This is a genomic window from Psychromarinibacter sediminicola (assembly GCF_029168335.1).
Taxonomy (GTDB): Bacteria; Pseudomonadota; Alphaproteobacteria; order Rhodobacterales; family Rhodobacteraceae; genus Psychromarinibacter; species Psychromarinibacter sediminicola.
Map to the genome: position 1 here is coordinate 1 of NZ_JARGYC010000001.1, position 23,216 is coordinate 23,216.

Consider the following 23,216-nt stretch of genomic DNA (forward strand, 5'->3'; position numbering starts at 1 on the left):
ATCGGCGAACTCATCGACTGCTTCACGCACCAGGAATGCGAAAACTACTTCGCCGCCTGCGGATACGATGCAGATTGATCGGAAAACGCTCTAACCGTGTTCGGGGCAGGGTGGCGCGGCAAAGCGCGGGATCCGCGATGTGAAGCGCCTGAGCGGCCGCGCGGCGTTCATCGAGGAGGGACGAAGGCTCCAGGCTGTCGAGAACGGGAGGCTTTTCATTGTCGTCAGCACCGCCGAACCCGTCTGAAACCGTCGCCTGAGCGCCGCGCACGGACCCTCGACGGGTCTTGCGTGGTCAGAGGGCGTCAGCGGCGATCCCGGCGAAGCGGGTCAGCAGGATGCGGGCGGCGGTGCGGACGCGGGGCACGAAGCCGCCCTTCGGCACGGCGCGGTCGGTGACCAGCGGGACCACCGCCTCGGGCATGTCTGGCAGCCGGATCACCAGCTGGCCCACCGCCTGACCCTCTTCCAGCGGCGCCTGCAGCGGCGCGCGGTAGCGGAGCTCGCCCTCGATGTCGCCCTGTACCAGCGCCGGCACCAGAAGCGAGACGTCGTCGGCCACGGTCAGGCCGACCTGCTCGATCTCGCCCAGCCAGACCGGCGCCGAGGTCAGCACGCGGCCCTTCTCGGCCAGCGTCTTCTGGACGAACTGGCGGAAGGCCCAGCTGACCATGCGCTCGGCCTCCTCGGCGCGGGCCTCTTCCGAATCCATCCCCGTCAGGACGAAGACGATGCGGCGGTCGCCCTGCAGCGCCGAGCCGACGAGGCCGTAGCCCGCCTCGGAGGTATGGCCGGTCTTCAGCCCGTCGGCGCCGATCCCCAGCTTCAGCAGCGGATTGCGGTTGAACCGGTTCTGCGGCGCGCGGCCGTCCCAGGCGAATTCCTTCATCCCGAAATAGCCGTAATATTCGGGGAATTCCTCGATCAGCCGCGCGGCGAGGTGGCCGAGATCGCGCATCGACATGCGCTGGTTCGGGTCGGGCCAACCGCTGGCATTGGCGAAGGTCGAGTTGTCCAGCCCCAGCGCGCGGGCCCGCTCGTTCATCATCCGGGCGAAGGCCTCTTCGGTCCCCGCCAGCCCCTCGGCCACCACGACGCAGGCATCGTTGCCCGACAGCACGACGATGCCCTTGATCAGCTCTTCGACCGTCGGCCGGTCGGTCTCGTTCAGGAACATGGTCGAGCCGCCCATGTTCTTGGCCTTGGTCGAGACGCGGAACTGGGTGTCGAGCGTCACGCGGCCGTCGCGCAGCGCCTCGAACAGCATGTTGAGCGTCATCAGCTTCGACATCGACGCCGGCGGCAGCGGCACGTCGGCGCGCTTTTCCATCAGCACCGTGTCGGTGGTCATGTCATAGACAAAGGCCGCCTCCGCCCGCGTCTCGAAAGCGCGGGCGGGCAGGGCGGCGGCCAGGATCAGGGCGAGCGTTGCGAGCAGACGGGCAGGGCGCATGGGCGGATTCGGCCTTGTTCTCTGGGTGTCAGTTCCTCACGAAGTAGGCATCGGAATACCCGAGCTTCTTCACCTTGGCTAGCAGCGACCGGCGGTCGGACACGGACGGCGCCGGGCCGGCGAGAACCCGCCAGTAGGTCTTGCCGTTGCTTTCCTCCTTGCGGATCGTCGGCAGGATGCCGGCGTTGCGCAGCGCCGTGCCGTTGCGGTCGGCGTTGTCCTGGACGCTGAACAGGCCGATCTGGATGAAGGGCTTCTCCAGCGCGGAGGCCGGGCGCTTGGGTGGTGCGGCGGGGGCGGCGGGGGCGGCGCTGTCGGCCGGCGCGGAGGTCGGCTCGACCTCGGTCAGCGGCGCCTCTCCCTCGACTTCGGTCAGCGCGGCGGCGGCCAGGGCGGTGGGATCGCCGGCTGTCTCCGGCTTGGGCGCGGCCGGATCGCCCAGCGTCGCCGTCTCGATCGCTTCCGGCGCTTCGAGGTCGGTCGTCTCGGGCTCCGCCGGCGTCTCGGGCGAGATCGGCACTTCCTGCCGGCGCAGGGCGGTCACGTTCAGCTCCGACGGCGCGCCTGCCAGCATGCCCAGCGCCGCCGCCGCGTCGGAGGAGACCTGGAAGGCCGGGCCGGGATTCTCGCGCTCGCGCTTGAACAGGGCGCCGATGACGAACTTGTCGTTCTCGGCGTTGCGGATGATCACCCGCTCGGGTTCGGCCACGTCCGGATGCGCGACCCAGACGCCGCCCAGCGACGGCCGCCCGTCCCACAGCCCCTTGTCGGAGACCTGGAACACCTCGGGCGCCTCGACGTCGCGCTCGACGAGCTTGGTGGTGGATGTGTCGGCGTCCGAGGTCACCTCTGCATCCGCACCGGATTTCTTCTTGAAAAGCGAGAAGTCCTTGCCTTCGCCGCAGCCCGCCAGAATCGCCGCGCTGCACAGCATCAAGGCCCATCGCCCTGTCTGCGTCCTTGCCATGTCTGCCCCATACCTTGGCGGTTTTTACCGCGTTATGCCTGCTCGCACCCCGGCCGCGGGCATGCGGCCGGAATAGAGGAATCGTAGCGGCAATTTCGCCACATGGGAAGTGTCAAGGCGGACCGCGCCGAATTCGGCGGGCCGTTGTGGCCTTGGCGCCGGCCTTGCACTTGTCCCGGGGGAGGCGATAGGCAGACTTGGCGCGGAGAAGTGGCAGAGCGGTCGAATGCGGCGGTCTTGAAAACCGTTGAGGGTGAAAGCCCTCCGTGGGTTCGAATCCCACCTTCTCCGCCACGGGCGTAAGGCATTGATAAATATCAACTTTCTTGGGGAAATTGGTCTGGAGGTTCCCGTGCCTTCTCCGGTTTCCCAGTAACTGGAGACCCATTGCGGCGACGCACTGGGCCGGATTTCGGTTACGATGGCATCTCGACAGGGTGTTCGTGTGGATCGGTGGCGAGAGGCATTACCTCTGACGAGCTGTCGACCACGAGGGCGAGATCCTAAAGAGCTTCGTGACGAAAACGCGCGACAAGACGGCGGCGCTGAGGTTTCTCAGGATGTCAAACGAGCGCTGCGGTCGGTTGGACTCCATCGTGACCGGCTGATTCCAGTGCGGCGGCGCGGCAGTCCAAGCTGAAGCTTCAGAAAGGTTCTCGATCTAACGTCGGTTCGACGTTCCACGCATCCCTCGAAAGACGAGCATCAAGGCCAGCGTCGTGATGATCAGTCCGACAAGGTCGCCAATGGCATAGGTCGAGAGCACCGCGAAGGAGAACCCGGGAAGAAACGTCCCGGAGAATACGATGGACTGGCCGACCGAGTTGATTACCGAGGCCAGGATGCCGACGAGAAGCAGCCATTTCCAGTGCACCTGAAACGTCTGGCCGGCATAAAGGTTCTTTCCGAAAAGCCTGAACATCTCGAAGGCGGCAATCGCCGAGGCCGCCCCGACCGCGATCGACACGAGGATCACCGCATCCATGGCACTGCTTGTCTCGGCCGGGGTGAAGATGACCTCTGACAGGAAGGCGCCGATACAGAGCGGAACGAACGCCACGCGGCCAAGCAGCCATGTCGCCAGCACCCGAACGCCATGGGGCAGGTAGACCAGGCTGGCGAACGCCGTGATGTCCGGGATGATGCGCGCCTGCAGCGGTGTGATCAGCATGGCGGTCAGGCCGTGGGCCAGGATGTAGGCCAAGATCAGCACGATGAAGCTCGGTAGATAGGTCAGGTTGAACTCGTCCCCTGTTTCTTCGTATCGCGTTGAACGGTTTTCGGAACGCGGTCCGGACAGCGGAACGTCTATTGTAGCTCCTGCGGGTTCTTGCCGATCAGATCGCTCCGCACGACGTAGGATCGCGCCTTGGTTTCCGCGGCCCGTTCCAGCAGGCCGTGGCCGAGAAGCGTGCGAATGGCGCGGTAGAAGGTCGCCTGCGCCACGGATTGCACGAGCGTATGGTTGCGAATCTGCTCCGAGCTGATGACGTCCCCCGGACGCTTACAGATGCTGTGGGCCGCCAGCAGCACGTCACGTTCGGTCCGGCTTAGTTCCCCGAGGCCCACGTCCCGTTCAAGCTGTCTAAGCATTTCGCGTAGCTCGAAAATTGAACCCAGTTTGTCCATTTCCTGTTTATTCCATCGCTCTGCGCGTTCCGTCAATTGGGGGAGGAAGACGATCCACGGAGCAAATTATCATAATGATAAATTCTTGGCGTCCAAGTCGCCCCGTGGTAACGTCCCCAAGGCGCCGTTCGTGAGTGGTGGTGCCGCCTTGTATTTCGATCAGCTTTCGCCTTGGCGGCTACGGTCGCCAAGGCTTTTTCGTGCTTACAGGACTATGTTGCTTGACGCCAGCTTGCGATGTGGCGCGGTGCGGCGGCGAATAGACAACGCGACCCTCCCACCGCCTCGGTCCCCACCCGGTTTACGTGACAGTGCCCCTCTGTGAGGGGTCTCTTCTGTCAGATTCCGCCCCTCGCGTCGCAGCCCCCGCCATCAGGCGTCGAGATCGCCATCGAGCACCGAGGGGCTGTCGGCCATCTGAGCCAGTTTCACCTGCATCAGCAGCGACATCTCGTCGTAGTTTGTCCATTCGTCGACGATGCGGCCGTCCCGAACGTGGAGATGGGTCATGCCCATGACCTGCACCCGCTTGCCCGTCGGAGCGCCCAGCTCCTCCAGAACGCCCCAGCCGAGGTGGTGCCCCTCGACGATCCAGCGGATCGCGACCTTGGTGCCGCCCTCCTCGCAGGGGACCGAGCAGATGTGCTGCGGCATGAAGAAGCCGTCCGGGATCGAGGCGTAAAGGCCGACGGTCTGGTGCGTCACGGCGCCATGGCCGTAGAGCTCTTTCATCAGGGGCCCGTGATACTGAACCGTGGGGGCGTAGACCTCCTTGATCTTGCCGAACATCCGCTTGTTGTGGATCTCGTGCAGCCAGATCAGCACCTCGCGTTCCAGGTCGTTGTTGGCGATGGCGGTGTCCGGTTCGCTCTCCGGCGGGTACTGGCCGATCAAGCGGCGGTTCTCGCCCATGTCCACGGCCAGGAGCCCCTTGTCGAAATAGCTCCTGGCCAGGGACTCGGCGAAGGCCTGCGGGTCCAGGCCGATCTGTTTGACCTGCGCCATCGTGTCGACCACCAGCCACTCGCGGTAGATCATGTTCTCGTAGATCATGCAGTCGGCGATGGTGCGGGCGACGAAGGTGCGGCCGGTGGGCTTGCCGTAGATGCCCGGCTGCGTGTGGCGGCCGGTGCCGGTGACGAGGTGCGAGGTGTAGAAGCCATCCTCCTCGTTGCCGTTCCAGATCACCTGGGTGGCCATGCCGCGGCGTTCGGGCAGCATGAACATGCGCTGGATCGTGTTCTGGACGACTTCCTCGCGCGTGTAGGTCGTGCCGAGCGCGCTGTAGACCACGCAGTCATGCGTGTAGTGCGTATAGATCAGGCCGACATCGCGCTCGTCCCAGATGCGGTGGGTGCAGCGGATGATGTAATCCACGATGTCGGTGTAGATCGGGTCGAAGCCCTTCATCGGCTGAACCCGTTCGCGGTTTTCCGGAACGAGGTCGACGAAGTCGCGCCGTTCGGCCTGCAGGACCTTGCCCGCTGCGCCCTTGGACGTCCCGTTGCCCGTGCCGTTGGTTCCCTGATCCTTCGCAGCCATGATGCTTTCCCGATAATTGACGTTGCTGGCGCCCATCCTGACGCAGATAGCATACGTTTGCAAGATGGGCCGCGAAGGCCTCGCTTCAGCCGCGTGTCGCGAGCAATGCGCGCATACGTCCAAGCACGTCCACCCCCATCTGCAGAAGCAGATCCAGGATGTCGAGCGGCACCCAGTTCTCGCGAATAAGCCCCTCGTGGTGGAGGTAGAAATCCATCACGCGCATGGTCACGGGGCGATTCGTCGGGCCGATTCCAAGGAAGTCGGGGCCGGTGTGCATGGCGAAGACGCTCGGCCAGCCGGCGGTGACGGAATAGGGGCCGTCCCCCACCCGGACGTAATGGCCGCCGCCATGTTTCTCTTTCAACTCGGCGACCTCGTCCCACTGGCCGCCGCCCTTGCGCCCGGGAAAGGCGGTGCGGAAGGGCAGCTGATGGTGATCGACGAAGCCGGAAAGCCCGCGCGCCGTGCCGATGCCGGAGGGGCCGTACCACATCATCTTCGGGTGCCAGTGGTCCTTCTGGGGCATGTTCAGCAGGCCTTCGCGACCGCCTTCGGCCTCGTCGCCATAGGCGCCGAGCGTTGCCTGCATGGCCAGGGTCTGCGCGAGGCTGGCCCGCGATTGCGCAGGATCCTGCGGCGTAAGCACGACGCCATCTTGGGTGATCGGGCCGGGCCACATGCCCTCGGCGCCGAGGCTGGGCGCGAGCGGCCAGTGCCCGGCCTGCCGAATCACGTCGAGGATGTCCCATAGGCAGTTGGTCTGGACGATTCGCCCGTCGCGGACCTCGTGCACCTCGCCGTAGCGGATGTATGTGGCGCGGCCCGTGGCCGGGATGCCCAACCAGTCGCCGTGGAAGGTGCCGCAGTAGTGCCCCATCGTGGCGACGTAGCGGCGGCCCTCATAACTGCCGCCGACGACGATGAGGTCGCGCCGCTCGAGATCGGGGAAGGCGGCGAGGGCGGGGCCGTAGAGCGCGTCGGCGAGGAATTCCAGGCCCTTGCCTTCGTTGACCGGGTGGGCGGCGCGCACCTCGACCTGCGGGTCGTAGAGGTCGGCTGCGTGGCGCTCGAACCCCGTCGCGCCGGCATCGCAGAGCGTGGCCAGGCCGCTGTAGAGTCTCTTCTTGGTCTCGATCATGGGAGCGCTCCGGTTTTGGGGAGTCATGCGCTTCCGACAAAAATATTGCAAGCGTATTCAATACGGCCTATGGTTTGCCCAGGTTTGGCGGCCGCTGCGGCCGGCAGACGAACGAAAACAAGCGTTGCCGCCCGGACGGACAGGGTCATGGCGCACGCACTTCAGCGGAGGAATTCCGGAATGAAATTCACCACCATGACATCCGCGACCGCGGCGATGATCGTTTCGGCGGGGGCCGCTTCGGCCGCTTGCGGTATCGAGAGCGGCTCGGTCCGTATTCTCTCCAACGACTTCGCGGCGCTGCACGCCGTGGCCGATTTCGCCGCGAAATGCGAAAGTGACGGGGTCGAGGTCACGCGCAACGCGACCGAGGAGCACAAGTCGATCCAGGTGCCGGCGCTGACGATCGACCCGGCGACCTACACCGTGGCCGTCATCGCGACGAACTCGATCGTGCCGCTTCTGAACAACAACCTGATCCGCCCGCTCGACGACTACATCGCCGAGTACGGCGAGCAGCTGCAGCCGAGCCAGCTCATCAAGGTGGGCGGCGAAACGATGGCGATCGCCTTCATGGCCAACGCCCAGCATCTCGTCTACCGCGAGGATCTCCTGGCGGAGAACGACATCGCGGTTCCGACGGACTATGACGAGCTTCTGGCCGCCGCCGAAACGCTGCGCGCCAACGGCGTTATGGAATACCCGATCGCGTCGAACTTCATGCCGGGCTGGAACATCGCCGCGGAATTCGTGAACGCCTATCTCTCCACCGGCGCGGATTTCTTCGAGCCGGGCACGGCGGAGCTGGCGATCCAGAACGAGCACGGCATGGAAGTGCTCGAGACGCTCAAGGCGATGACCGAATACATGAACCCCGAGTGGGTGACCTACGACTCCAACTCCGTCCTGCCGATCTACGAGGCCGGCGACATCGCCTTCTCGATCACCTGGGGGTCGCGTGCGGGCGCCTATCTCGACGAGGAGGGCCCGGCGCCCGCGATAGCGGCCAATTCCGGCGTCGCCGCGGCACTCGCCGTGGGCGACAGTGACATCCCCGGCGCTGCGCTTTGGTGGGACGGCTTCACCATCGCGTCGAACATCTCGGACGAGGATGCCGAGGCCTCCTTCCAGGCGATGATGAACGGCGTTTCTCCGGAAATGATGGCCGAGCACCCGACCGAGGCCGTGTGGTTGATCGAGGGCTACGAGCCGACCGAGGCCGCCGAGGGCGTGATCGCCAACCTGCAGGGCGGGGCGCGTCCCTACCCGATGCTGCCCTATATGGGCCTGCTGCACACCGCCCTCGGGGATAACCTGACCGAGTACCTGCAGGGCGACGAGAGCGCGGAACAGGCGCTGGCCGACGTAGCCGCGGCCTACGAGACCGCTGCGCGCGAAGCCGGGTTCCTCAACTGACCTGATCTCCGGGGGGAGCCGTGCCCCCCGGACCGTCCGCCCGCCGAGACATCAGACCGCGCCGGGACACCTCTCGCGCCGCGGAAGGGGGAGAGACATGCCGCACAAGACCTTTCTGGCCTTCATCTGGCCGTCACTCTTCGCGATGATCCTCTTCATCGCGATCCCGATCGTCTCGGTTGGTTTCCAGTCGCTCTATGTCGAGCACGAGCAGATCATGATCGAGGCCGAGAACTGCGGCCCCTTCGGCTGCAACTCCGAGGTTCGCGTCGATCGCGAGGCGATGGAGCAACTCCGCGAAGAGCAGCCCGCCGGCCGGTTCCACGGTCTCGGCACCTACACGAACCCCAGCCACCTGGCGATAGACGACATCCGCGAAATCGTCGCCACGTCCGAGAATTTCGGCGAGATCCGCAACCGGATCATGAACCTGCCGTTCTACAAGGCCCTGATCTTCACGCTGGCCTATACCTTCATCGTCACGCCGCTGGTGATCGTGCTGGGCTTCATCATCGCGGTGGTGGTCAATTCGATCCCGAATGTCCTGAAGGGGCCGGTGATCTTCTTCTCGCTCCTGCCGATGATCGTGACGCCGCTGGTGGGCTCGCTGGTGCTGTTCTGGATGATCAACTCCCGCGGCATCCTGGGCGCGGCGCTCCAGTCGATCTTCGGCGACCCGACGCTGTCGCTCACGGCCTCGCCCGCGCTGACCTGGGTCACGCTTTTCGTCTACGGGGTCTGGCATTCCGCGCCCTTCGCGTTCGTCGTGTTCTACGCCGGCCTGCAGACCGTACCACGGGATACGCTGGAATCGGCCATGGTGGACGGGGCGAACCGACTGGAGCGGATCCGCTTCGTCGTGATCCCCTACCTTCTGCCGCTGGCCACGTTCATCGGGCTGATGCAGCTGATGGACAATTTCCGGATCTTCGAACCGATCATCGGCTTCTCGGCCGCGGCCAGCGCCACCTCGCTGAGCTATCTGATCTACAACGACCTGCGCCTGTCGGACACGCCGTTGTTCGGCTCGGCGGCGGCGACCTCGATGCTCACGATCGTCGGGGTGCTGATCCTTCTCACACCGGTGCTGCGCCGCAACTGGCGCGAGTTCAACCGCAAGCCGAGCTGAGGGGAGCAGGCCATGTCCAATCCGGCAACGAAGAAACCGATGCCGCTGGTCGCCCTGTCGATCGCGTTCATCGTCATCTGGCTCATGATCGCGGCCTTTCCGTTCCTCTGGACGATGTGGGGCTCGTTCAAGGTGGAGGGGGACTTCTTTTCCCGCGCCGACTGGATGAACGCGATCACCGGACCGGCGACGCAGCTGCAGACCGGCGGGCGTTTCACGCTCGAGGGCTATTATGGCGCCTGGGTGGAGCAGGCGTTCTGGCGCAACGCGCTGAACACGCTGATCGTGGTTGTCTTCACGGTCCTGATCTCGCTCACGCTGGGCACGCTGGGCGGATACGCTCTGGCGCGGTCGGGGTTCAAATACACGTTCTGGATTCTGATGGCGGCGCTGGTGTTCCGCGCCATGCCGCATGTCACGCTCGTGTCGGGCTACCTGCTGCCCTTCTTCGAGCTGAACATCTGGGGTCACCTGACCACGACGATCGTCGTCCTGGTGGCGATCAACCAGCCCTTCACCCTGTGGATGCTGCACAGCTTCTTCCTGTCGATCCCCAAGGATCTCGATGAGGCGGCGATGGTCGACGGATGCACGCGGTTCCAGGCGTTCCGGTTGGCGGTGATTCCGGTGATGTGGCCGGGAGTGATCACCACGGGGCTGTTCAGCTTCTTGCTGGCCTATAACGACTTCACGGTGACCGCGATGCTGCTGTCGGAGGAGAACACCACCATGGTGCCCCAGATCGACAGCTTCCTTGGGTCGACGCAGGAAAAGGGCAAGGTGATGTACGCGGTCGCCGCGGTGGTCTCTGCGATCCTGCCGCTCTTCCTGCTCATTCTGTTCTTCCAACGCCAGATCGTGTCCGGCCTGACCGCCGGCGCGGTGAAGGGATAAGGGGCCGGTTCGATGTCCAGACTGCAACTCAAGAACGTCAGCAAGCGCTGGGGCTCCTTCGTCGGGGTAGACAATTTCGACCTCGACATCGCGGATCAGGAATTTCTCGTGCTGCTGGGGCCGTCAGGCTGCGGCAAGTCCACCACGATGCGGATGATCGCGGGGCTGGAATCGGTCACGGAGGGCGAGATCTGGCTCGGCGAGAAGATGGTCAACAAGCTCGACCCGAAGGACCGCGACATCTCGATGGTGTTCCAGTCCTACGGTCTCTACCCGAACCTCACGGTCTACGAAAACATCCGTTTCCCGTTGCGGGTGCGGAAGGTGCCCAAGGAACAGCATCGCGAGATGGTCATGAAGGCCATCGAGATGGTGGAGCTCGAAGAGTTCATGGACCGACGCCCCGCCGAACTGTCTGGCGGTCAGCGCCAGCGCGTCGCGCTCGGCCGGGCCATCGTGCGCAAGCCGACGGTGTTCCTGATGGACGAGCCGCTGTCGAACCTCGACGCCAAACTCCGCGTCTCGACCCGGGCGCAGATCAAGAACCTGCAGTCCAAGTTGAAGGTCACGACGGTCTACGTGACGCATGATCAGATCGAGGCGATGACCCTGGCCGAGCGGGTGGTGGTGATGAACAGCGGCCGGATCCAGCAGGTCGGCACGCCCACGGATATCTACAACGACCCCGCCAACACCTTCGTGGCAAGCTTCATCGGGTCGCCGGCGATGAACCTGGTGGAAGGCAAGCTGCAGGACGGCCTTTTCAAGGGGCCGGGCATCCGTGTCGAGGGGCTGCCGAAGCACGCCTCCGGCAATGTCACGCTCGGTTTCCGGGCCGAGGACGCCGAGATCGTGCCGTCGGGCGGCCAGATCGCCGCGCCGATGTATTCCATCGAGCTGCTCGGCGAGGCCTCGATGATCACCTGGCGGATCGGCGCCGGCCTGGTCTCGGTCAAGACCAACAAGGACTACCGCGCCGAGATCGGCGATGTCGTCGAGGCCCGGATCCCGGCCGAGATCTGCCACCTTTTCGATACCGCGAGCGGAGAAAGGATCAAGACTTGATGAGCCCGCAGGAGAAGGCCGAGGCAACCCGGGCGGTCGTGCGGCGCATGGAAGAGGCGCTGGCGGCCAACTCGAACGATATGGCCGACCATTTCCATGAGGATTTCCGCTGGATGGGCAACTACGGGTGCGGCACCAAGCCGGATCTCGCCGCGTTCCGCCGCAACTGGCAGTTGCCGCTTCGCGCCGCCTTCACCGAACGCGACTACAAGACCGAGCAGTTCGTCTGCGAAGGCGACTGGGCGTCCTGTTTCGGCCATATCGAGGCGACGCATTCGGGGCCTTTCATGGGTATCGCGGCGACCGGGAAGCGGGTGCGCATTCCCTACATGGATTTCTGGAAGATCGAGGACGGGCGCATCCGGGACAACTGGGTCTCGGTCGATTTCGCCGCGGTCCTGGCGCAGCTCGGCCGCGATGTGTTCGACGGCCAGGGCTGGGAACACTACGACGACGGAACAGCGGTCCCGCCGCATCCCGAGCGAGGAGAGACGAAATGAGCGTGAGATACCTCAAGCGAGGCAAGCCCGAAGCCGAGCGCGCGGAAGACGACGCCAAGGTGCGGGGCGCCGTCGAAGCCGCGCTCGCCGAGATCGGTGCGCGGGGCGACGCGGCCGTCCGCGAAATGGCGGAGAAGTTCGACGGCTACAGCCGGGAAACCTACCGCCTGAGCGACGGCGAGATCGAGGCGATCATCGCCAAGGTAAGCGATCGCGAGATGGCCGATATCCGCTTCGCGCAGGAGCAGGTCCGCGTCTTCGCCCAGGCGCAGCGGGAGTCGATGAAGGACATCGAGGTCGAAACCCTGCCGGGTGTCGTCCTGGGCCACCGCAACATTCCGGTCCAGTCCGTCGGCTGCTACGTGCCCGGCGGCAAGTTTCCCATGGTCGCCTCGGCCCACATGTCGGTGGCCACGGCCTCTGTCGCCGGGGTGCCGCGCATCATCGCCGCGACGCCCCCCTTCAAGGGCGAGCCCAACCCGGGCGTGATCGCCGCGATGCATCTGGGCGGGGCGCACGAGATCTACGTGCTCGGCGGGATCCAGGCGATCGGCGCCATGGCGCTCGGCACCGAGACGATCGAGCCGGTGCATATGCTGGTCGGGCCGGGCAACGCCTTTGTGGCCGAGGCGAAGCGCCAGCTTTTCGGGCGCGTCGGAATCGACCTGTTCGCCGGGCCGACCGAGACCATGGTCATCGCCGACGAGACCGCGGCGGACGCGGAACTCTGCGCCACCGACCTGCTGGGACAGGCAGAGCATGGCTATAACAGCCCCTGTGTTCTTCTAACGAATTCGGAGCGGCTGGCGAAAGACACCATGGCCGAGGTCGATCGCCTGCTACAGATATTGCCCACCGCCGAGACCGCGCGCGTCAGCTGGGAGGATTTCGGAGAGGTCATCGTCTGCGACAGCTACGACGAGATGCTCGCGGTCGCCGACGACATCGCCTCCGAGCATGTGCAGGTGATGACCGACCGGGACGACTGGTTCCTCGACAACATGACCTGCTACGGTGCCCTGTTCCTCGGCCCGCGCACCAACGTGGCCAACGGCGACAAGGTGATCGGCACGAACCACACTCTGCCCACCAAGAAGGCCGGGCGCTATACGGGCGGTCTGTGGGTCGGTAAATACCTGAAGACGCACAGCTACCAGAAGATTCTCACCGACGAGGCCGCGGCAATGATCGGCGAATACGGATCGCGCCTGTGCCTTCTGGAAGGCTTCGTGGCGCATGCCGAGCAGTGCAACCTGCGGGTGCGCCGCTATGGCGGCGCGAACGTGCCCTATGGCGAGGCGGCGCCCTACCGCGAGGCCGCGACATGAGCCTGCCGCGCACCCCATCCATGCGGCTCGACGGGCGGCGGGCGCTGGTGACCGGCGCGTCCTCCGGCATCGGGCAGGCCTGCGCCGCGGCGCTGGCGCAGGCGGGCGCGCATGTCGTGTGTCTCGCGCGCGGTGCGGAGAAGCTTCAGGCGACGGTGGACCTGATCGCGGAGGAAGGGGGCGCCGCCGAAGCCTGCGTGCTCGACATGAGCGATATCGGCGCGCTGGCGGAGATGCTGGAGACATACGATCCGTTCGACGTGGTCGTGAATTCCGCGGGTCTTGCCCGGCATTCTCCCGCGCTGGAAACCACGCCCGAGGATTTCGATGCGGCAATGGGGCTGAACCTGCGGTCGGCCTACTTCCTGTCCACTGGCGCGGCGCGGCGCATGATCGCTGCGGGCCGCTCCGGCTCGATCATCCATATCGGCAGTCAGATGGGCCATGTCGGAGGCATCGACCGCGCGGTCTATTGCGCCACCAAGCACGGGCTCGAGGGCATGGTGAAATCCATGGCCATCGAGTGGGGCCCGAAGCAGGTGCGGGTGAACACCATCTGCCCGACCTTCATCCGGACGCCTCTGACCGCCGCGACCTTCGACAACCCCGAGCGCGCGGCCTGGGTTGCGGAGAAGATCAAGCTTGGCCGCGTGGGCGAAGTAGAGGACATCATGGGCGCAGTGCTGTACCTCGCCTCGGATGCCGCCGGGCTGGTCACGGGCACGTCGTTACTGATCGACGGGGGCTGGACGGCAGACTGATGGGCAACGACCACGTGACATCCCTGCAGGTCGCCCGCCGCGCCGGCGTCAGCCAGTCCGCGGTCTCGCGCGTCTTCACGCCGGGGGCCAGCGTCTCGGGCAAGACGCGCGAAAAGGTGCTCGCCGCGGCAGAGGAGCTGGGCTACCGGCCCAATGTGCTCGCCCGGGCGATGATCACCGGCAAGAGCCGGATCATCGGCCTCGTGGTCGCCTACCTCGAAAACCAGTTCTATCCCGAGGCGGTCGAGCGCCTTTCGGTCGCGCTGCAGCAGAAGGGCTATCACGTCCTGGTGTTCATGGCCTCGCCCACCAAGGGCGACGTGCAGGACGTGATGCGCGAGATCCTCGACTACCAGGTCGACGGGATCATCCTGGCCTCGGTCTCGATGTCCTCGGTCCTGGCCAGGCGCTGCCACGAGCACGGCATCCCGGTGCTGTTGTTCAACCGCGCGCAGGACGACGACCGGATGTCCTCTGTAACGACGGACAATTATCAGGGCGGGCGTGCCATCGCCGCGCATATCGCGAGCCTTGGCCACACCCGCATCGGCTATATCGCGGGGCTGGAAGAGGCCTCGACACAACGCGATCGCGAGCGCGGCTTTCGCGAGGGGCTGGAGGAGGCCGGACTGTCGCTCGCCGCGCGGGAGCTGGGGAACTTCGAATACGCCAGGGCGCGAGTCGCCGCGCTGGAGATGTTCGCAGGGCCGGCCCGGCCCGAGGCGGTCTTCGTCTGCAACGATCACATGGCCTTCGCGGTGATGGACGTGATCCGCTCGAAGCTCGGTCTGCGTATTCCCGAGGATGTCGCCGTCGCCGCGTTCGACGACACCCCGATTGCCGCATGGCCCGCCTATGATCTGACGAGCTACCGCCAGCCGATCAACCGGATGGTGGCGCAGACCGTGGACGCTCTCTTGCAGCGCATCGAGGACCGGGACGCACCGGCGCGCCGCGTGGTGCTGGAGGGCGAGCTGATCATCCGGGGCTCCACGACGCCCCGCCAGGAGGGCTGAATGCGCGGCTTCGCACCCGAATGGCGGGACGTTCCGCATTTCGTCATCGGGATCACCAAGGAGATCTGGGAAGACCGCAAGATCGGCTCGCTCCGGCGGCGCTATGCCGACGGGCTGGTGGTGCGCTCGCCGGCCTCGGTCGTCGTGGACAATTCCGGCGTGATCGCCGCCACCATGGCCACGCTGGCCGAACTGCCCGACCGGGAGCTTCTGGGCGAAGACGTCATCTGGTGCGAGGATCCCGAGGGAGCGACCGAGACCTCGGACGCATACCTGTCGTCACACCGGCTCCTCTGCACGGCGACCCACACCCATCCCGGCATGTACGGCGCGGCCAGCGGCACGCGGCTGCGCTACCGGATCCTTGCGGACTGCGCGATCCGCGACGACGCCGTCTATGACGAGTGGCTGGTGCGCGACCAGTCGGCGATCGTCCGGCAGATGGGTCTGGGCGTGGTGGACTGGACCCGCGACCTGATCCGGCGCGAGGGCGGGCCGGACGCCTGCGTGAAGCCCCTGACGCCAGACACGGATGTCGCCGGGCCCTATGACCGGCACGGCAACGACAGCGCCTGGGCCCAGCGGCTGTCCGACACGCTCTCGTCGATCATGGCGGCCGATTTCGACGTGATCCCGCGCGCCTATGACCGCGCGGCGGCGCTGCACTACGCCGGCGGGCAAGAGGCCGAGGGCTGGGCCGAGGCGGACAGGTTCTGGATGGGGCTGCGCGCGGCCTTCCCCGGCGCGGAATTCACGATCGAGCATGCCGTGGGGCGCGACGATCCGCTGGTGCCGCCCCGGGCCGCGATAGGCTGGTCGCTGCACGGCACTCATTCCGGCTGGGGCCGCTTCGGCATGCCGACCGGGGCGGAGGTCTATGTCATGGGCATCACCCATGCAGAGTTCGGCCCGTTCGGCGGTGGCGATCCGACGATCCGGCGCGAGTACACGCTCATCGACGAAACGGCGATCTGGAAGCAGATCCTTCTGCAGACGGGACAGCACGAATGAAGGGGTTCTCTCCCAGGTTCAGCGACTTGCCGGACTACATCCTGAAGATCACGCACGAGATCTGGGAAGAGCGCGGCCTCGCCACGCTGCACCATTACTACGGCAAGGACATTCCGATGCGGTTTCCCTCGGGCCTGGTGCGCGGCAATGCCGGGGTGATCGACGGCACGCTGGCAACGCTGGCGGAGTTTCCAGACCGGCAACTTCTGGGCGAAGACGTGATCTGGTCCGAGGACCCGGCGGAGGCGGGGCGCTACCTGTCGTCCCACCGGTTGGTCACCACGGGCACGCATACAGGCCATGGCGCCTTCGGGGCGCCGACCGGCAAACGGTTCGAGATCCGCGCCATCGCCGATTGCGCCGCGAAGGCGGACGTGATCGACGACGAGTGGCTGATCCGCGACGTGGGCGGCATGGCCCGGCAGCTGGGGTGGGAGCCGTCCGACTACGCGCTCTACCAGATCGAGCGCGAAGGCGGCCCCGAGGCCTGCGTGCAGCCGTTCCATCCCGATCATGACATGCAGGGGCCCTACACCGGGCGCGGCAACGACAACGCTTGGGGCGCGAAGCTCGCGGGTATCCTGCGGCGGATCATGGAGAAGAACTTCACCGTGATCCGCGCGGAATACGACCGGGCGGTGCGGACCGAACACTGGGGCAGTCGCGGCGGCTGGTCCTGGGAGTTCGCCGAGACCGACTGGATGCGGCTGCGCTCCTCCTTTCCGACCGCGACCTTCGATATCCACCACGTGATCGGCCGCTCCGATCCCGGCACGCCGACCCGCGCCGCCGTGCGCTGGTCGCTGACGGGGGAACATGCCGGTGCGGGATATTTCGGCGCGCCGACCGGCGCCGAGGTGCATGTGATGGGCATCACCCACGCCGAATGGGGCGAATGGGGGCTGAGGCGGGAATTCACGCTGATCGACGAAGTCGCAGTCTGGAAGCAGATCCTGCTCCGTAAGGGAGGGGTCTGATGGCCCGCATCGCCCGCCTCTGGTCGCCGTATCACGGCTATCTGGCCAGCCGCCGCGCCCGGCGGCTCAACCTGCGCCCGCCCGGGCGCGTCCTCTGCTGAGACGAGAGCAATCTTTCACACGAATTCAGGATCAGACAGATGACACCCCAGGATATGGAACCCCGCATCGTTCGCTATGGCGAGCTGCAACCCTGCAAGACCGCCTTCATCGACGCCCACACGCCGGGCTCGAACCAGAAGGAGAACTTCACGATCATCGGCGGCGGCGTTTCGGAAAGCCCCGACCAGCACGTCCACATCTCCATCCCGCACGGCTTCAACATCGGCGCGGCGGGGCAGCCGCCGAAATGCCGCAACTCGCTGCACGACCACCACACGGCCGAAGTGTTCTTCGTCCTGTCCGGGCGCTGGCGCTTCTTCTGGGGTCGCTGGGGCACGGCGGGCGAGGTCACGCTGGAGCCCGGCGACATCTTCAACATCCCCACCGGGATCTTCCGCGGCTTCGAGAACATCGGCACCGATTACGGGATGATCATGGCGATCCTCGGCGGTGACGATGCCGGGGGCGGCGTGATGTGGGCCCCCCAGGTGATCGAGGAGGCCGCCGATCACGGGCTGGTCCTGGGCGACAACGGCAAGCTCTATGACAGCAAGAAGGGTCAGCACCTGCCCGATGGCGTCAAGCCGATGCCGGTGATGAACGAGGACGAGCTCGCCAAGCGGCCCGAGCCTACGACGGCGGATGTGCTGCCGAACCACGTGGCCCGCTACTGGGACCTGGTGGCGCTGGCGGACCGCAAGCCCGTGACCGTGATCGGCGAGACCGGCCTGCTGCGCGACCGGCCGGGCTTCGAGGTGGATTTCGTCACCCGCGAAAGCGCCACGGAGGAGATGCACAGCTACGATCATCCGTCGGTTCTGATGCCGGTGAAGGGCCACTGGCGCGTGGATTGGGACGGCGGCTCGGTCGTGCTGGCCCCCGGCGACACCATGAGCGTGCCGGAAAACCTGGCCCATTCTGCGGTCCCGTCGATGACGGGCGAGGCGGCGCTGTATCGCGTCGTCGGCACCGACGATCCCGCCGGGGCGACCTGGAGAGGCTGAGACGTCAGCGGGCGCGCGGTGGCGGCCCGCGTCCGCCGCGCCCCGGCAACAGACCGAAAAGGCAGCAATATGACCCGAGTTCTGACCACCCATGTCGGCTCGCTCCCTCGGACGCAGGAAGTGGTCGACTTCATCTTCGCCCGCGAACGCGGCGAGGCGCATGACGCCGACGCCTTCGACGCCTGCATGACCCGCGCGGTCTCGGACACGGTCCGCAAGCAGAAGGAGGCGGGGATCGACATCGTGTCCGATGGCGAAACCTCGAAGATCTCCTACGCGACCTATGTGAAAGACCGCTATACCGGCTTCGACGGGGACAGCCCGCGCAACGCGCCGGCCGATCTCAAGGCCTTCCCGAGCTTTCTCAAACGCATCGCCGACGAGGGCGGGACACCGCAATACGCCCGCCCGATGTGCGTGGGCGAGGTGAAATCCAAGGGGCAGGACGCGCTGCGAAAGGACATCGACAACCTGAAGGCGGCGATGGACGAGCACGGGGTCGAGCGTGGGTTCATGAACGCGGCGAGCCCCGGGGTGATCTCGCTCTTCCTGCAGAACGATCACTACCCGACGCGGGACGCCTATCTCGCCGCCCTGGCCGACGCCATGGCCGAGGAATACCGCACCATCGTCGATGCCGGCCTCGACTTGCAACTCGACTGTCCGGACCTCGCCCTGTCGCGGCACATGCTGTTCACCGATCTCTCGGACGAGGCCTTCGTCAAGGTCGCCGCTGCCCATGTGGAGGCGCTGAACCACGCGCTGGACGGCATACCGGAAGAGAAGGTCCGCATCCACATCTGCTGGGGCAATTACGAGGGACCGCATGTCTGCGACATCCCGATGTCCCGGATGTTCGACACGCTGATGTCGGCCCGCGCGCGCTATGTCCTGTTCGAAACCTCGAACCCGCGGCATGGCCACGAATGGTCCGTGTTCCGCGACCGCAAGGCAGACATTCCCGAGGACAAGGTGCTGGTGCCTGGCGTGGTGGACACGACCACGAATTTCGTCGAGCACCCGGACCTCGTGGCGCAGCGCATCGCGCGCTTCGTCGACATCGTCGGGGCGGATCGCGTGATCGCCGGGTCGGATTGCGGCTTTGGCACCTTCGCGGGCTATGGCGCCGTGGATCCGGACATCGCCTATGCCAAGCTCGCGGCCATGGCCGAGGGAGCGGCGCGGGTGGCATGACGCCGCTTGTCCTTCTCCCGGGCATGATGTGCGACGCGCGGCTCTTCGGGCCGCAGTTCGCCGCGTTCTCCGGGAGCCGGGCCATGCAGTGCGCGCCGATCGGCGGGGCGGCGACCATGACGGAGCTCGCGGCGCAGGTGCTGGCCGACGCCCCGCCGCGCTTTGCGCTGGCGGGGCTGTCCATGGGCGGGATCGTGGCGATGGAGATCGCCGCGCAGGCGCCGGAGCGGCTGGCCGGCCTGGCGCTTCTGGACACGAACCCGTTGGCCGAACGGCCCGAGGTGCAGGCCCGCCGCGCCCCGCAGATGGACAAGGCGCGCGCCGGGGCGCTGCACGCCGTCATGCGCGACGAGATGAAGCCCAACTATCTGACCGAGGGGCCGAACCGCACCGCGATCCTCGACCTCTGCATGGAGATGGCGATGGCGCTGGGCCCCGAGCAATTCGTGAACCAGTCGCTTGCGCTGCGCGACCGGCCGGACCGGCAGGAGACATTGCGGTCGGTGACATGCCCCACGCTGATCCTCTGCGGATGGGACGACGCGCTTTGCCCGGTGGAGCGGCACGCGCTGATGCATGATCTGGTGGCCGATAGCCGCCTGGTCGTGATCGAGAGGGCGGGGCACCTGCCCACGCTGGAACAACCCGAAAAGACCAATGCCGCCCTGGCGGACTGGCTGGAGACAACCGATGAATGACGAGCTTCTGACGCTCCTGCAAAGCGTCGACACGCCCACGATCTGCAACGCCATCGAGACCGCGCAGGGCACGCGCGGCTTCGACGCCTATACCCGCGGCACCGTGCAATGCTCCGACCCCGAAGCGCCTGCGATCGTGGGGTATGCCGTGACTGCGCGGATCGCCGCTCTGGCCCCACCGGAAGACCCGGCCGAGGAGGTCCGGGCCCGCCGCATGGCCTATTACAAGGCGATGGCCGAGGGGACGAAGCCGTCGGTCGCGGTGGTCGAGGACCAGGATTACCCGAACTGCGTGGGCGCATACTGGGGCGAGGTGAACACGAGCGTGCACAAGGGCTTCGGCATGTCCGGAGCGGTGACCAACGGGGTGATGCGGGATCTGGGCGACCTCGCCCCCGGCTTTCCGGTGATCGCGGGGTCGATCGGGCCCAGTCATGCCTTCGTGCATGTCACGGAGATCGATGTCCCGGTCACGCTCTTCGGCCTGACGGTGCGGCCGGGCGACCTGGTACATGCCGACCGGCACGGCGCGGTGGTCATCCCGCCGGAGCTGCTCGAGGCGCTGCCTGCGGCCATCGACAAGATGCGACGCACGGAAGACCTGGTCCTCGGTCCCGCCCGCGAGGACGGCTTCGATTTCGAGACGTTCGAGGCGGCATGGAGCGCTTTCGAGAAGGCCCGTACATGACGGACAGCCCGTGCGACCTGACCCTCGCGGAGGCCGGCAGAGCGCTCCGCAGTGGACGGTTGACCAGCGAAGCACTGACGCGCGCCCATGTCGACCGGATAGAGGCACAGGACGGACGGATCGGCGCCTTCGTCCATGTCGCGGCGGAGGAGGCCCTGGCCGCGGCGCGTGTGGCGGATACGCGGATGCAGGCAGGAACGGATCTCGGACCGCTGCACGGAATTCCTTTCGCGGTGAAGGACGTGATCGACGTCGCCGGCTGGCCGGTTCGCTGGGGCTCGCGCCTGCAGGCGACGCGGCGGGCGCGCGAGACGGCGCCGGCGGTGCAACGCCTGATCGATGGCGGGGCCGTGCCGCTCGGCCTCGTGGCAAGCTATGAGATGGCGACCGTCGGACCCGACGCCGAAAGCCTCTATCCACAGCCGAAGAACCCATGGAACAGGGATCACGTGACGGGCGGTTCTTCCTCCGGGTCGGCGGCCGCGGTGGCGGCAGGGCTGGTGCGGCTGTCCCTTGGCACGGATACCGGCGGATCGGTGCGCAGCCCGGCGTCCTATTGCGGCGTCGTAGGGTTGAAGCCGACCGCAGGTGCAGTGCCGCGGGACGGCGTCATGGAATTGTCGGGGACAATGGATCACGTCGGAGTCGTCGCGCGAACGGCCGCGGACGCAGCCGCCGCGGCGGCCGTGCTGTCGGGGCAGGTGGCCGGGTCGGAGCGCGCGGTCGCCGGGCTGCGTCTCGCCTACGGACGCGGCTGGGCCGAGGACGAGGCGGCCCACGCGGACCTGATGCCGCTGCTCGATGCCGCGGCCTCGGTGCTCAGCCTGTGTGGCGCGACGGTACAGATCCGCGCACTGCCGGACTATGCGGGGATCGAGACGGTCGGCTCGGACATCCTGCTGTCGGAAGGCTTTGCCGCGCATGGGGCCGATGTGGCGGCGGCCGATGCCGAGGCGGTCGGACCGATGGCGCGGGCCAGTATCCTGTCGGGCGGCGAGATCGGAGTGGCGCGGCTGAAGGCGGCGCGCGCGCGGGTCGAAACGCTTCGGACGCAGATCGAGGCGCTGCTGGCCGACCACGATGCGCTGATCCTGCCCACGACGTTGACGCCCGCCCCGGCCTTTTCGGCCTTCCGGGCCGGGGTTCCGGTCTGGACGCCGATGCGTACCATACCCTTCAACCTGACCGGGCATCCGGCGCTTTCCGTGCCGATGGGATATGCCGACGGTCTGCCGATGGGATTGCAGATCGTCGGACGGCATGGCGACGACGCGACGGTGCTGGCGATCGGCGCCGCCTTCGAGGCGGCGACCGATCATTCCGTGCTTCAGCCGGCCTTCGCCTGAAGGCGGTCGAGCCGCAGCTGCGCGGCACGGCGATGCCCGTCGAGCCCCTCGCTGGCGCTCTGGCGCACGGCGGGGGGCGCGACCGCCTTCACGCCCTCGGCATCCATCCACTGATGCGTGACCGTCTTGACGTAGCTGCCGACCCAAAGCCCGCCGGTGTAACGGGCCGCCGCCATGGTGGGCAGCGTGTGGTTCGTGCCGCAGCACTTGTCGGAGTAAACGACGCTGGCCATCTCGCCGATGAACAGAGAACCGTAGTTCCGCAGCTCTCTGGCCGTCGCCTGCGGGTCGGCGGTGTGGACCTGCAGGTGTTCGGCGGCGATATGATCGGAATAGGCGATCATCGCGGTCGTATCCTCGCAGATCGCGATCTCGCCCTTGGCCTCCCAGGCCTCCCGCGCGGTCTCGGCTGTCGCGAGTTCGGTGAGCTGGCGGGCGACCTCTGCCTCGACGGCTTCGGCCAGCTTGGCATCGGTGGTGATCAGGCCGACCCGGGTTTTCACGTCATGCTCGGCCTGAGCAAGCAGGTCGGTCGCGATCATCTCGGCGTCGCCGGTCTGGTCGGCGACAACGTAGATCTCGGACGGACCTGCGAGCTGGTCGATACCGACGGGGCCGAAGACCTGCCGTTTCGCCTCGTTCACGAAGGCATTGCCGGGGCCGACGATCTTGTCCGTCGCCGGCACCGTCTCGGTGCCATAGGCCATGGCTGCGATGGCCTGCGCGCCGCCGATCAGGAAGATCCGGTCGGCGCCGGACAGGTGGCAACCGGCGATCATCGCGCGGTGGGCGTTGGGCGGTAGGCAGGCGATCACCTCGTCCACGCCGGCGACCTTGGCCGGGACGATGGTCATGATCGGCGCGGACAAAAGCGGGTAACGCCCGCCAGGGACGTAGCAGCCCACGCGCCCGATGGGGATGATGCGGTGGCCCAGATGCACGCCGGGGCGGATCTCGACGTCGAGCGGCAGCATCGTCTCAAGCTGCGCCTCGGCAAATCTGCGTACGTTTGCAATCGCGAATTCGGTATCTTCCCGGGTCTGCGGATCGAGCTCTGCCAGGGCAGCTTCGCGCGCCTCCGGTCCGACCTCGAAGGACGTCAGGTCGCTCCGGTCGAACTTCTGCGCGTATTCGGTGACGGCCGCATCGCCGCGCTCCCGCACGGCAGAGAGGATCTCGGATACGGTCTTTTCCAGATTGGAGGCTTCCGCGCCCGCGGTCTCGGACGGGCGGCGGAGATGGCGGACGCCCTGGAAGCTGGCGGCATGGGTAAGCAAGACGATCCCTTTCGGATAGAGCGTTGTCAAACGCGAGTCTTGTAGCAAGCCCAGCCGAAATTGCAAACGTATTCACTT

At 66.4% G+C, this 23,216-nt stretch carries 22 protein-coding genes, 1 tRNA gene and 1 pseudogene; 17 read left to right on the forward strand and 7 right to left on the reverse strand.

The window, feature by feature from the left end:
- Positions 1 to 295: 295 nt before the first annotated feature.
- Together P1J78_RS00005 and P1J78_RS00010 are read right to left on the reverse strand one after the other, a co-directional pair.
- Positions 296 to 1,453: a D-alanyl-D-alanine carboxypeptidase family protein gene (locus P1J78_RS00005; protein WP_275565251.1), complete on the reverse strand. Its 1,158-nt coding sequence runs from the start codon at positions 1,451 to 1,453 to the stop codon at positions 296 to 298.
- Positions 1,454 to 1,481: 28 nt separating this feature from the next.
- Positions 1,482 to 2,420 carry an SPOR domain-containing protein gene (locus P1J78_RS00010; protein ID WP_275565252.1) on the reverse strand — a complete coding sequence of 313 codons (939 nt, stop codon included), beginning with the start codon at positions 2,418 to 2,420 and terminating at the stop codon, positions 1,482 to 1,484.
- Positions 2,421 to 2,624: 204 nt separating this feature from the next.
- On the opposite strand from P1J78_RS00010, the gene P1J78_RS00015 reads away from it, so the two are divergent.
- Positions 2,625 to 2,714: transfer RNA gene (locus P1J78_RS00015), tRNA-Ser, on the forward strand.
- Positions 2,715 to 2,839: 125 nt separating this feature from the next.
- Positions 2,840 to 3,022 (forward strand): annotated as a pseudogene (locus P1J78_RS25575) (DDE-type integrase/transposase/recombinase); the annotation flags it as partial.
- Positions 3,023 to 3,081: 59 nt separating this feature from the next.
- Here P1J78_RS25575 and P1J78_RS00020 read toward each other — a convergent pair.
- The 4 genes from P1J78_RS00020 to P1J78_RS00035 all read right to left on the reverse strand — a co-directional run bounded on the left by P1J78_RS00020 (position 3,082) and on the right by P1J78_RS00035 (position 6,732).
- Entirely contained in the window at positions 3,082 to 3,633 is a 552-nt protein-coding gene (locus tag P1J78_RS00020; RefSeq protein ID WP_275565253.1) for a hypothetical protein, read from the reverse strand.
- Positions 3,634 to 3,728: 95 nt separating this feature from the next.
- Positions 3,729 to 4,049 carry a hypothetical protein gene (locus P1J78_RS00025; RefSeq protein ID WP_275565254.1) on the reverse strand — a complete coding sequence of 107 codons (321 nt, stop codon included), beginning with the start codon at positions 4,047 to 4,049 and terminating at the stop codon, positions 3,729 to 3,731.
- A gap of 372 nt (positions 4,050 to 4,421) precedes the next feature.
- Positions 4,422 to 5,591 carry a nuclear transport factor 2 family protein gene (locus tag P1J78_RS00030; protein ID WP_275565255.1) on the reverse strand — a complete coding sequence of 390 codons (1,170 nt, stop codon included), beginning with the start codon at positions 5,589 to 5,591 and terminating at the stop codon, positions 4,422 to 4,424.
- Positions 5,592 to 5,676: 85 nt separating this feature from the next.
- Positions 5,677 to 6,732 carry a nuclear transport factor 2 family protein gene (locus tag P1J78_RS00035; protein ID WP_275565256.1) on the reverse strand — a complete coding sequence of 352 codons (1,056 nt, stop codon included), beginning with the start codon at positions 6,730 to 6,732 and terminating at the stop codon, positions 5,677 to 5,679.
- A 180-nt stretch (positions 6,733 to 6,912) separates the two neighbouring features.
- Here P1J78_RS00035 and P1J78_RS00040 point away from each other — a divergent pair, with 180 nt between their 5' ends.
- The 15 genes from P1J78_RS00040 to P1J78_RS00110 all read left to right on the forward strand — a co-directional run bounded on the left by P1J78_RS00040 (position 6,913) and on the right by P1J78_RS00110 (position 21,861).
- Positions 6,913 to 8,148 (forward strand): ABC transporter substrate-binding protein, encoded by a 1,236-nt coding sequence (locus P1J78_RS00040; protein WP_275565257.1) that lies wholly within the window; start codon positions 6,913 to 6,915, stop codon positions 8,146 to 8,148.
- A 97-nt stretch (positions 8,149 to 8,245) separates the two neighbouring features.
- Positions 8,246 to 9,277, forward strand: a complete 1,032-nt coding sequence (locus P1J78_RS00045) for a carbohydrate ABC transporter permease (protein WP_275565258.1) — start codon at positions 8,246 to 8,248, stop codon at positions 9,275 to 9,277.
- A 12-nt stretch (positions 9,278 to 9,289) separates the two neighbouring features.
- A complete protein-coding gene (locus P1J78_RS00050) occupies positions 9,290 to 10,171 on the forward strand; it encodes a carbohydrate ABC transporter permease (protein WP_275565259.1) in 882 nt (293 codons plus the stop codon).
- Positions 10,172 to 10,183: 12 nt separating this feature from the next.
- Positions 10,184 to 11,236 carry an ABC transporter ATP-binding protein gene (locus tag P1J78_RS00055; protein WP_275565260.1) on the forward strand — a complete coding sequence of 351 codons (1,053 nt, stop codon included), beginning with the start codon at positions 10,184 to 10,186 and terminating at the stop codon, positions 11,234 to 11,236.
- Positions 11,236 to 11,736 carry an ester cyclase gene (locus P1J78_RS00060; RefSeq protein ID WP_275565261.1) on the forward strand — a complete coding sequence of 167 codons (501 nt, stop codon included), beginning with the start codon at positions 11,236 to 11,238 and terminating at the stop codon, positions 11,734 to 11,736. Before P1J78_RS00055 ends, P1J78_RS00060 begins: the two co-directional genes overlap by 1 nt.
- Positions 11,733 to 13,064 (forward strand): histidinol dehydrogenase, encoded by a 1,332-nt coding sequence (gene hisD / locus P1J78_RS00065; RefSeq protein ID WP_275565262.1) that lies wholly within the window; start codon positions 11,733 to 11,735, stop codon positions 13,062 to 13,064. The genes P1J78_RS00060 and hisD (P1J78_RS00065) overlap by 4 nt, the downstream gene beginning before the upstream one ends.
- A complete protein-coding gene (locus P1J78_RS00070) occupies positions 13,061 to 13,825 on the forward strand; it encodes an SDR family NAD(P)-dependent oxidoreductase (protein ID WP_275565263.1) in 765 nt (254 codons plus the stop codon). The genes hisD (P1J78_RS00065) and P1J78_RS00070 overlap by 4 nt, the downstream gene beginning before the upstream one ends.
- Entirely contained in the window at positions 13,825 to 14,841 is a 1,017-nt protein-coding gene (locus tag P1J78_RS00075) for a LacI family DNA-binding transcriptional regulator (protein ID WP_275565264.1), read from the forward strand. The genes P1J78_RS00070 and P1J78_RS00075 overlap by 1 nt, the downstream gene beginning before the upstream one ends.
- The gene (locus P1J78_RS00080) at positions 14,842 to 15,852 is read left to right on the forward strand and encodes a nuclear transport factor 2 family protein (RefSeq protein ID WP_275565265.1); all 1,011 of its coding nucleotides are present in this window, start codon (positions 14,842 to 14,844) and stop codon (positions 15,850 to 15,852) included.
- On the forward strand, positions 15,849 to 16,829 hold the full coding sequence (locus P1J78_RS00085; protein ID WP_275565266.1) for a nuclear transport factor 2 family protein: 981 nt from the start codon (positions 15,849 to 15,851) through the stop codon (positions 16,827 to 16,829). Before P1J78_RS00080 ends, P1J78_RS00085 begins: the two co-directional genes overlap by 4 nt.
- 140 nt (positions 16,830 to 16,969) lie before the next feature.
- Entirely contained in the window at positions 16,970 to 17,935 is a 966-nt protein-coding gene (locus P1J78_RS00090; protein WP_275565267.1) for a cupin domain-containing protein, read from the forward strand.
- A gap of 69 nt (positions 17,936 to 18,004) precedes the next feature.
- Complete coding sequence (locus tag P1J78_RS00095) at positions 18,005 to 19,129, forward strand: cobalamin-independent methionine synthase II family protein (protein ID WP_275565268.1); 1,125 nt, start codon at positions 18,005 to 18,007, stop codon at positions 19,127 to 19,129.
- Complete coding sequence (locus tag P1J78_RS00100) at positions 19,126 to 19,827, forward strand: alpha/beta fold hydrolase (RefSeq protein WP_275565269.1); 702 nt, start codon at positions 19,126 to 19,128, stop codon at positions 19,825 to 19,827. Before P1J78_RS00095 ends, P1J78_RS00100 begins: the two co-directional genes overlap by 4 nt.
- Positions 19,820 to 20,515 (forward strand): RraA family protein, encoded by a 696-nt coding sequence (locus P1J78_RS00105; RefSeq protein ID WP_275565270.1) that lies wholly within the window; start codon positions 19,820 to 19,822, stop codon positions 20,513 to 20,515. Before P1J78_RS00100 ends, P1J78_RS00105 begins: the two co-directional genes overlap by 8 nt.
- Complete coding sequence (locus P1J78_RS00110; protein ID WP_275565271.1) at positions 20,512 to 21,861, forward strand: amidase; 1,350 nt, start codon at positions 20,512 to 20,514, stop codon at positions 21,859 to 21,861. The genes P1J78_RS00105 and P1J78_RS00110 overlap by 4 nt, the downstream gene beginning before the upstream one ends.
- Here P1J78_RS00110 and hisD (P1J78_RS00115) read toward each other — a convergent pair.
- Positions 21,843 to 23,168, reverse strand: coding sequence for a histidinol dehydrogenase (hisD, locus tag P1J78_RS00115; RefSeq protein WP_275565272.1), 1,326 nt, complete (start codon positions 23,166 to 23,168; stop codon positions 21,843 to 21,845). The two genes, P1J78_RS00110 and hisD (P1J78_RS00115), sit on opposite strands and share 19 nt — an antisense overlap.
- Positions 23,169 to 23,216: the final 48 nt, after the last annotated feature.

Coding starts and splice junctions, on each gene's coding strand:
- P1J78_RS00005 (WP_275565251.1), bottom strand. CDS start 1,453: ATGCGCCCTGCCCGTCTGCTCGCAACGCTCGCCCTGATCCTGGCCGCC.
- P1J78_RS00010 (WP_275565252.1), bottom strand. CDS start 2,420: ATGGCAAGGACGCAGACAGGGCGATGGGCCTTGATGCTGTGCAGCGCG.
- P1J78_RS00025 (WP_275565254.1), bottom strand. CDS start 4,049: ATGGACAAACTGGGTTCAATTTTCGAGCTACGCGAAATGCTTAGACAG.
- P1J78_RS00030 (WP_275565255.1), bottom strand. CDS start 5,591: ATGGCTGCGAAGGATCAGGGAACCAACGGCACGGGCAACGGGACGTCC.
- P1J78_RS00035 (WP_275565256.1), bottom strand. CDS start 6,732: ATGATCGAGACCAAGAAGAGACTCTACAGCGGCCTGGCCACGCTCTGC.
- P1J78_RS00040 (WP_275565257.1), top strand. CDS start 6,913: ATGAAATTCACCACCATGACATCCGCGACCGCGGCGATGATCGTTTCG.
- P1J78_RS00045 (WP_275565258.1), top strand. CDS start 8,246: ATGCCGCACAAGACCTTTCTGGCCTTCATCTGGCCGTCACTCTTCGCG.
- P1J78_RS00050 (WP_275565259.1), top strand. CDS start 9,290: ATGTCCAATCCGGCAACGAAGAAACCGATGCCGCTGGTCGCCCTGTCG.
- P1J78_RS00055 (WP_275565260.1), top strand. CDS start 10,184: ATGTCCAGACTGCAACTCAAGAACGTCAGCAAGCGCTGGGGCTCCTTC.
- P1J78_RS00060 (WP_275565261.1), top strand. CDS start 11,236: ATGAGCCCGCAGGAGAAGGCCGAGGCAACCCGGGCGGTCGTGCGGCGC.
- hisD (WP_275565262.1), top strand. CDS start 11,733: ATGAGCGTGAGATACCTCAAGCGAGGCAAGCCCGAAGCCGAGCGCGCG.
- P1J78_RS00070 (WP_275565263.1), top strand. CDS start 13,061: ATGAGCCTGCCGCGCACCCCATCCATGCGGCTCGACGGGCGGCGGGCG.
- P1J78_RS00075 (WP_275565264.1), top strand. CDS start 13,825: ATGGGCAACGACCACGTGACATCCCTGCAGGTCGCCCGCCGCGCCGGC.
- P1J78_RS00080 (WP_275565265.1), top strand. CDS start 14,842: ATGCGCGGCTTCGCACCCGAATGGCGGGACGTTCCGCATTTCGTCATC.
- P1J78_RS00085 (WP_275565266.1), top strand. CDS start 15,849: ATGAAGGGGTTCTCTCCCAGGTTCAGCGACTTGCCGGACTACATCCTG.
- P1J78_RS00090 (WP_275565267.1), top strand. CDS start 16,970: ATGACACCCCAGGATATGGAACCCCGCATCGTTCGCTATGGCGAGCTG.
- P1J78_RS00095 (WP_275565268.1), top strand. CDS start 18,005: ATGACCCGAGTTCTGACCACCCATGTCGGCTCGCTCCCTCGGACGCAG.
- P1J78_RS00100 (WP_275565269.1), top strand. CDS start 19,126: ATGACGCCGCTTGTCCTTCTCCCGGGCATGATGTGCGACGCGCGGCTC.
- P1J78_RS00105 (WP_275565270.1), top strand. CDS start 19,820: ATGAATGACGAGCTTCTGACGCTCCTGCAAAGCGTCGACACGCCCACG.
- P1J78_RS00110 (WP_275565271.1), top strand. CDS start 20,512: ATGACGGACAGCCCGTGCGACCTGACCCTCGCGGAGGCCGGCAGAGCG.